This window comes from Gammaproteobacteria bacterium (assembly GCA_013003425.1).
Taxonomy (GTDB): Bacteria; Pseudomonadota; Gammaproteobacteria; order Steroidobacterales; family JABDKV01; genus JABDJB01.
In genome coordinates this window covers 1-7,707 of sequence record JABDJB010000021.1, presented here as the reverse complement: position 1 = coordinate 7,707, position 7,707 = coordinate 1, and the positions used below count along the sequence as shown (strand labels likewise).

7 protein-coding genes are annotated in these 7,707 nt (G+C 63.1%); 4 read left to right on the top strand and 3 right to left on the bottom strand.

The window, feature by feature from the left end; all coding sequences use genetic code 11:
• Window positions 1-281: 281 nt before the first annotated feature.
• A complete protein-coding gene (locus HKN06_04075; GenBank protein NNF60490.1) occupies window positions 282-854 on the bottom strand; it encodes a fasciclin domain-containing protein in 573 nt (190 codons plus the stop codon).
• Window positions 855-1,009: 155 nt separating this feature from the next.
• On the opposite strand from HKN06_04075, the gene HKN06_04070 reads away from it, so the two are divergent.
• Window positions 1,010-1,393 carry a glutathione metabolism protein gene (locus HKN06_04070; protein NNF60489.1) on the top strand — a complete coding sequence of 128 codons (384 nt, stop codon included), beginning with the start codon at window positions 1,010-1,012 and terminating at the stop codon, window positions 1,391-1,393.
• A gap of 288 nt (window positions 1,394-1,681) precedes the next feature.
• On the opposite strand, the gene HKN06_04065 is transcribed toward HKN06_04070, so the two are convergent.
• Window positions 1,682-2,458: an SDR family oxidoreductase gene (locus HKN06_04065; GenBank protein NNF60488.1), complete on the bottom strand. Its 777-nt coding sequence runs from the start codon at window positions 2,456-2,458 to the stop codon at window positions 1,682-1,684.
• Window positions 2,455-3,033 (bottom strand): arylesterase, encoded by a 579-nt coding sequence (locus HKN06_04060; GenBank protein NNF60487.1) that lies wholly within the window; start codon window positions 3,031-3,033, stop codon window positions 2,455-2,457. The genes HKN06_04065 and HKN06_04060 overlap by 4 nt, the downstream gene beginning before the upstream one ends.
• A gap of 73 nt (window positions 3,034-3,106) precedes the next feature.
• Between HKN06_04060 and HKN06_04055 the strand changes: the two genes are divergently transcribed.
• The 3 genes from HKN06_04055 to HKN06_04045 all read left to right on the top strand — a co-directional run.
• Window positions 3,107-3,790 (top strand): ABC transporter ATP-binding protein, encoded by a 684-nt coding sequence (locus HKN06_04055; GenBank protein ID NNF60486.1) that lies wholly within the window; start codon window positions 3,107-3,109, stop codon window positions 3,788-3,790.
• Window positions 3,787-6,273, top strand: coding sequence for an FtsX-like permease family protein (locus HKN06_04050; GenBank protein ID NNF60485.1), 2,487 nt, complete (start codon window positions 3,787-3,789; stop codon window positions 6,271-6,273). The genes HKN06_04055 and HKN06_04050 overlap by 4 nt, the downstream gene beginning before the upstream one ends.
• A gap of 264 nt (window positions 6,274-6,537) precedes the next feature.
• Window positions 6,538-7,707, top strand: a 1,170-nt coding sequence (locus tag HKN06_04045) for a SpoIIE family protein phosphatase (GenBank protein ID NNF60484.1), incomplete at its 3' end; no start/stop codon positions are given.

Here is a 7,707-nt window from a genome sequence, read left to right as displayed (position 1 = left end):
TTGGTGAGGGGATGGGGACGATGTCTCCTACAGTCTGTGCCAACAGGCCAGAAGCGGCTTAAGTCCCTCCCATCCCGGCGCCTTTAATCCTCCAGATATCAGGCGCAGTTACCATACAAGCGGCTTCCAGGCGCGAGGCAAGTCCGATTCACTATCGCGGCAGGATGCCGCTCCTACGAAGCATTGTCGCAGGGCAAGTCGCCCGCCAATGCAATGGCCCCAAAAAAAAGCCGGCGTGCATCCTGCACACCGGCAATCAAGGTCTACCCTTGGAAGATCGGTCAGAACTGTGGCAGCAGCACGCTGTCGATCAGCCACACAGTGCCGTTGCTGGTGCGCACCGGTGTGCAGGCAACGTTGGACTGGTTGATCTGCGGGCCACTGTCGGAGCGGTTGTAGAACACGGTCTGACCTACGACGGTACCCACTTCACGCGAACGCTTTACGCGGCGCGGGTCGAGACGACGGCTCTCGCCGGGCGTCACATGGTAGGTCAGCACCGCGGTCAGCAAATCGACGTTGGCAATGATGGCCGACAGGACTGGCTCGGGTATAGCTTCGAAGGCACTGTCGAGCGGCGCGTAAACGGTGAACGGACCCGGGCTGTTGAGGACGTCAACCAGACCGGCTGCCTGCACGGCGAAAGCGAGCGTGCTCAGCTCAGGCGTGGCCAGCGCGGCTTCAACGATGGTGCCGTCGAAGCGGATCGGGTCAGTACGCAGGCACTGCGCGTAAGCATTGCCACCCCCGTCGTCGTCATCGTCCCCATCATCATCGTCGTCGGCATAGGCATTTCCGGCCAGCGACAGGACCATCGCTGCGGCGGTGGACAGTAGAATTTCTCTGAATCGCATGTAACTCTCCCAGTCATTATTTGAATTAAAAACCTCACGTCGAGGATGGTCACACGGTGGGGCAAAATGTTGGTTTCTGGCGGGTATCGGTTTGAATCAATTTGTATCCGCCGCCCCGGGGCATCGACTTGCCCGGCTCTGTACAGGAGATATCCATGCTGATTACCCCGATCTACGCAGCTGTCCTGGCGCTGATCTTTGTCGGGCTGGCCGTACGCACGCTCATGTTGCGCCGCAAACTGCAGGTCGGCATCGGCACTGGCAAACAGCCGCTGCTGGCACGCGCCATGCGCGCGCACGCGAATTTTGCTGAGTATGTGCCGATTGCCTTGCTGCTGATCTACTTTCTCGAGCTGCAGATCGACAGCCGTGCCTGGATTCACGTGTTGTGCGCTGCGTTACTGGCTGGCCGTGTCATCCATGCCTTCGGCATCAGCCAGCAACCGGAAGACCTGCGATTTCGTGTCACCGGCATGGCTCTGACGTTCTTTGCAGTCATTGCCGCTGCCGTGCACCTGCTCGCCGGCGCCATCCTGTAGGAGCGCCTTCAGGCGCGAACGGACGTTGCAGGTTCCTGAAGATTCGCGGCTGAAGCCGCTCCCGCGAGGGCCTGTCGCAGGTTGCCTCGCGAAACATGGTCGCGAGTAGTCGCGGCTGAAGCCGCTCCCGCCAGGACCTGTCGCAGGTCGCCTCCGCGAGACATGGTCGCGAGGAGTCGCGGCTGAAGCCGCTCCCGCGAGGACCGCCGCTCCCGCGAGGGCCTGTCGCAGGGTGCCTCCGCGAGACATGGTCGCGAGGAGTCGCGGCTGAAGCCGCTCCCACGGGCGCTAGCGGCGGCCGCCGCGCGCGGCTCTGCCGCTGACGGCACGCACCAGCCAGCGGGGTGCCACCTGCGATGCGGAGCTGGCAATCCTGTTCGCCCATCCCGGCACCACGATGGCGTCGCCGCGCATGCAGGCCTTGTAGCCGGCGCGCGCGACCGGTTCGGTCGGCATGATCAGCGATTTCGCCACCGGTGTGCGTCCCTGCTCATCGCGCACCATGTCCGTGTCGGTAAAACCGGGACACAACACCGTCGTGGTCACCCCTTTGCCGGTGAGCTCCACGCCCAGCGCCTCGGTAAATGACAGCACGTAGGCCTTGGTCGCCGAGTAGACCGCCAGCGAGGGCACCGGCTGGAAGGCACCAAGCGAAGCAACGTTCATGATTCGGCCGCTGCCACGCGCGACCATCGGCTCGACAAACAGCCGCGACAACCGGGTAAGCGCAGCGATGTTGAGCGCAATCATCGCTTCGTTATCCAACGGGTCGCTGCGACGGAACGCCCCGCCCTTCAGCACGCCGGCATTGTTGACCAGGATTTCGACTTCGATGCCGTCGGCATTCACGCGATCAAACAGTTCCCGGCAACTGCCCTCGGCGGCCAGGTCGGTCGCCTGCACCGTGCACGTCACGCCAAATTCTCCGTGCAGTGAATCGGCCAGCTCACGCAGCAGTGGCTCACGCCGCGCGACCAGCACAAGGTCGTGCCCGTGTTCGGCAAAAACTCTTGCGAGCGCCGTGCCGATACCCGCCGAGGCGCCGGTAATCAGTGCTGTACTCATAATGCGTCAAGTGCCTCGGTGATGGCCGGCCAGGCGTTGTCCAGCAGCACGGACTGGGCGGCAGCGTTGGGGTGGATACCGTCGGGCAGCATCAGGTCGGGGTTGAGCGCGACGCCGTCGAGGAAGAACTCCACAAACGCCACGTCGTGGCGCTTCGCTGCATCCTTGTATATCTGGTGAAACTGCGCGGTATAACGCACACCATAGTTGGTCGGAATGCGCATTCCCAGCAGCGCGACGCGCGCGCCGGCCGCCTGTGACTGCTCGATCATCTGGTCGATATTACTCTCCACGACTTGCAGCGGTATCGCGCGCAGCCCGTCGTTGCCACCGAGCTCGATGATGACCAATACTGGGTCGAACTGCTGCAGCGACAGTTTCAGCCGCGTCAGCCCGCCGGAGGTGGTATCGCCGGTAATGCTGGCGTTGATGATGTTGTAATTGTGGCCGGCGCGATCCAGCCGCTGCTGCAGCAGATCGACCCAGCCGGTGCCATCTTCGATACCATAGCCGGCGCTGAGACTGTCGCCGACGACCAGGATGACCGGCCCGTCCTGGCTGACCGTTTTCGCCATCGCGGCTGCCGGCGGCGCCTCGGCGCCGCAGCCGACTAACGTAACCAGCAACAGGGTAATAAAAGCGTATCTCATGAATGACTCTGCGCTCATCGCATTAAAAGCCGAAAACCTGTCGAAACAGGTTAGCAGCCCGGAGGGAAGGCTGACCATCCTCGACAACGTCAGCTTCGATATCGAGCGCGGCCGCTCTGTGGCCATCTGTGGTCCGTCCGGGGCCGGCAAGTCGACCTTGCTGGCGCTGCTGGCCGGGCTGGACGAGGCAAGCAGCGGCAAGGTATGGCTGGATGACACCGAGCTGGGCACGCTGGACGAGGACGGCCGCGCCGCGCTGCGCGCCAGACGCGTGGGCTTCGTGTTCCAGTCGTTTCACCTGGTGCCATCGCTGACCGCGCTGGAAAACGTCATGCTGCCGCTGGAACTGGACAGCGCCAGGCACCCGCGCCGCCGCGCGCTGGAAACGCTTGCCGCGGTGGGGCTGGCCGAGCGCACCGGCCATTACCCGAACCAGCTGTCCGGCGGCGAAAAACAACGCGTGGCTATTGCGCGTGCGTTTGCCGGCCGCCCGTCAGTGCTGTTTGCAGACGAGCCGACCGGCAACCTCGACAGCGCCACAGGCGACAAGATTGTCGATCTGCTGTTTGAACTGAACCACATCGAAAAGGCCACGCTGGTGCTGGTAACCCACGATGAAAAACTCGCCGCGCGCTGCGATCGCAGGCTGGACCTTGCCGCCGGCCGGCTGGTGCACGCATGAAAGCGGTGCGCTTTGGCCTGCGCGCGCTGGCGCGAGATTTTCGTGCCGGCGAACTGGCGGTGCTGGGCGTGGCGCTGATCATTGCGGTCGCTTCGGTCAGTGCGATTGGCTTTCTTACCGACCGCATTGGCCAGGCAGTCGCACTGCAGGCCGCTGAAGTACTGGCTGCAGACCTGCGGGTCAGTTCACCACAGCCGCTCGGCCCTGAACGGCTGGAGCTTGCCCGCGAGCGCGGGCTGCGCACTGCGACCACGCTGTCGTTTCCTACGGCTGTATTTCATGGGGACAAAAACGTGCTGGCGGCCGTCAACGCGGTGAGTGACGGCTACCCGCTGCGCGGCACGATGCGCATTGCACCGGCGCTGCTGCGCGAAGGCGTCGTGACAAACGGTATCCCCGAGCGCGGTGAACTGTGGCTGGACACCGCGGTGCTGGCGCGCCTCGGCATCGACACCGGCGCAACCGTCGAACTGGGCGCGTCCACTTTCAAAGTGAGCGCCGTGCTGACTTACCGGCCGGACCAGACACCGGGTTTCGCCGGCCTGGCACCGGCGCTGATCATGAATATCGATGACATACCGGCCACCGGTTTGCTCGGCGAGGGTTCGCGAGTGCGTCATGCGCAGCTTTTTGCCGGTACGCGCGACCAGGTACGCGCCTTTGCTCGCGAGATTGAACCCGGCCTGCCCGGGGCGGCGCGGCTGCGCGACCGCGGTGACGCCGGGCGCGAACTGAGCGACGCAATTTCCCGCGCCGGCCGTTTTCTCGCGCTGGCCTCCATCGTCAGCCTGCTGCTCGCTGCCGTCGCCATTGCCATGTCGGCACGGCGTTATTCCGAGCGGCGGCTCGACACGGCCGCGCTGATGAAAAGCCTGGGTGCGCCGCAGCGTTTTGTGGTGACAAGTTCACTGACGCAGATAATTCTCATCGGTGTAGCAGCCAGCGTTGTGGGCACCGCGCTCGGTTACGGCGCCGAGCGCGCCCTGTCGCAGGTGCTGGCGGGCATTTTGCGCAGCGACCTGCCGGTGCCGTCACTCAAACCGGTGGCCATGGGTTTTGGTACCGCGCTGATCCTGCTCGCCGGATTTGCCCTGCCTTCGGTGCTGCGGCTGTCGACTACTCCCCCGCTGCGCGTGCTGCGACGTGATCTTGCGCCGCCGCCGCCGGGTGCGTTTCTCACTTATGGCGCGGCTCTGACCGCGCTGACGCTGCTGGTGTACTGGTCCGTACGCGATCTGATGCTGCTGGTGATCATAGTCGGCGGCACGCTGATCGCCGGCGTCGTGCTGTTTGCAATCGGCAGGCTGCTGGTCGGCGTACTGGCGCGCGGTCGTGGCCGGGTCGGTGTTGCGTGGCGCTACGGCCTTGCCAACATCGCGCGACGCGGCAGTGACAGCGCTATCCAGGTCGTTGCTTTTGGCTTAGGGCTAATGGTGCTGCTGGTGCTGACGCTGGTACGCAACGACCTGCTCGCAGGCTGGCGCGCGACACTGGACGAGCAGGCGCCAAACAACTTCCTCATCAACATCCAGCCTGATGAGCGCGACAGCGTCGCGGCAATACTTGCCAATGGCGGCCTGGAAACCCCTGAATTTGTGCCGCTGGTGCGGGCGCGCATGACACAAGTCAACGGTACTGCAGTGGCCGAACGCAGTTATGACAGCGAACGCGGGCGCCGGCTGGCCGGGCGCGGGGCGAATCTTACCTATAGCGAGACGCTGTCGCCGACAAACCGCATTACCGCCGGCGAATGGTGGCCGCCCGATTACAACGGCCTGCCGCTGGTGTCGGTCGAAGTTGAGGCCGCGCACGAAATGGGCGTAGACACAGGCGACGTGCTCACCTTCAATATCGCCGGCATTGATCTGACGGCAACAGTCAGTTCGTTGCGCGAGGTCAAGTGGGATTCGTTCCAGCCAAATTTCTTCATGGTGTTCACGCCGCATTCGCTGCGCGACTACCCCAAAACGTTCATCACCAGCCTCAGGGTGCCGGAAGACAGTCGCGGCGCCCTGCTCGAACTGGTGCGCGCCCATCCCAGCGTGTCGATCATTGATATCGAGGCAATACTCGACCAGGTGCGCCAGGTGATCGACAAAGCAGCGCTTGCCGTGCAATCGGTGTTTCTTTTCACGCTGGCTGCCGGACTGGTTGTGCTGTTTGCTGCCGTGCAGGCCACGCTCGACGAACGCCGTTACGAAAGCGCCCTGCTGCGCACCTTCGGTGCAAAACGCGGCACGGTCTTTGCAGGTTTAGCTGCAGAATTCGCCGCGCTGGGTCTTGCTGCCGGCGTGTTTGCTGCGCTTGGCGCAAGCATAGTCGGCGGTCTGGCGGCCACGCAGCTGTTTAATCTTGACTACCGTCTTGACCCGGTTTTGTGGCTACTGGGCATTGCAACCGGTGTGATTATCGTTGGGGTCAGCGGCGTGCTCGCCGCCCGCGGCGCGGTGAACACCCCGCCCGTCCGCACCCTGCGCGCTTAATAACCGGCGCAACAGAATCCTGTAGTAGCGACGCGTCTTCGACCCACGCGCCATGGCGTTCCCGACTGTAGGAGCGGCTTTAGCCGCAAACCCCGCTCAACCTCGCGACATTGCTCGTCCCTGTTCGCGGCTGAAGCCGCTCCTACAGGCAAAGCTGGGCCCCGCGCAATGATGAGCCCCGGTAGTCTGGCCCCGCGCAATGATGACCACCGGTGCGGGAATAATCCTTGTTCGCGGCTAAAGCCGCTCCTACACTGGTTGGCGATGAGCGATCGCCCCGAAGACGTCAGCGCCGAACAGCTGTGGCAGGTACTCGAGCTGTCAAAGCAGCTGAGCAGCGAAGGCAACCTCGACAATGTACTGGAACGCGTCGTGCGCCTGGCGCGCGAGGTGCTGCACGCTGACCGCGGCACGGTATTCCTGTACGACCGCGACGACAACGAGCTGGTTTCGCGCGTCGCCACCGGCAAACAGGACATCCGCGTCTCGATCGAGACCGGCATCGTCGGCGAGTGCGCACGTGAGCGAAAAATCATCAACGTACCCGATTGCTATGCCGACGAGCGCTTTAACCAGGAAATCGACCGTAAAACCGGCTATCGCTCGCGCTGCATGATTACGCTGCCGCTGGTCGGCCTCGATGATTCGCTGGTCGGCGTACTGCAGCTGCTCAACCGCATCGATGGCGTGTTCCAGCCGGAGCACGAACGTGTCGGCGAAATTTTTGCGGCGCAGTGCGCGGTAGCTTTGCAGCGAGCCCAGTGGATGAGCGACCGGCTGGAAAAGGAAAAACGCGATCGCGACCTCGCTATAGCACGCGAGATACAGCAGGACGCCCTGCCAAAGTCACTACCGTCGCTGCCGGATTTTGATATCGCCGGCTGGAACCGGGCGGCTGACGAAACGGGCGGCGACATGTACGACGGCGTTCCGCTGAACGAAACCAGCGCACTGTTTATGCTGGGCGATGCGACAGGTCACGGCATTGGCCCGGCGCTTTCAGTTACCCAGGTGCGCTCGATGGTTCATATGGCCGTACGGCTGAAAGCCAACCTCGATCACACCATTGCCGAGATGAACGCGCAGCTGTGCGACGACCTGGCCGAAAACCGTTTCGTCACAGCTTTCCTGGGCATTCTGTGCGCTGACAATCACACGCTCAACTATCACTCGACGGGCCAGGGACCGCTGCTGCTGTTCCGTGGCGATGATGCACAAACGCTGGAACCGTCGACTATGCCGCTGGGCGTCATAGACGGCATGCCGCTGCGTCATCCGCAGCCGATCATTTTCGAGCCAGGCGATTTTTTTGTCGTCATGAGCGACGGTTTTTTCGAGTACGCCCGACCCGATGGCGAGGAATTCGGTAACGATCGCGTTATCGCCTGCCTGGCAAGGAACCGGCAGAAATCCTGCCAGGAAATGGTCCACGAG